This is a genomic window from Corallococcus sp. 4LFB (genome assembly GCF_046520365.1).
In the GTDB taxonomy this organism is placed as follows: Bacteria; Myxococcota; Myxococcia; order Myxococcales; family Myxococcaceae; genus Corallococcus; species Corallococcus caeni.
In genome coordinates this window covers 1-389 of the sequence record NZ_JBKGHJ010001260.1, presented here as the reverse complement: position 1 = coordinate 389, position 389 = coordinate 1, and the positions used below count along the sequence as shown (strand labels likewise).

General features: G+C 69.7%; 1 protein-coding gene. It reads left to right on the top strand.

The features are described from left to right. Positions 1–389: AMP-binding protein (locus ACLEQD_RS45225; RefSeq protein WP_410392045.1), on the top strand; the 389-nt coding region annotated here is incomplete at both ends.

The window sequence follows — 389 nt, the reverse complement described above, 5'->3', positions numbered from 1 at the left end:
GGTGCTGGTGGAATGGAACGCGACGGAGACCGAGTACCCGCGCGACGCCACGCTGCCGGAGGTCTTCGCGCGGGTGGTGGCTCGCTTCCCGGAGAAGGTCGCCGTCGAGTTCGGTGATGCGCGGCTGACGTACCGGCAGCTGGAGGAGCGCGCGAATCGTCTCGCGTGGCACCTGCGCTCGCTGGGCGTGGATACGGACTCGCGGGTGGCGGTCGCGCTGGAGCGTTCGCTGGAACTGGTCGTCTCCCTCGTCGCCATCCTCAAGGCCGGTGCGGCTTATGTGCCCCTGGACCCGGCGTATCCGCGCGAGCGACTGACCGCGATGGTGGAGGATGCCCGTCCCCACGTCCTCCTCACCTCTCGCGCGCTCTTGCCGAAGCTGCCTCACG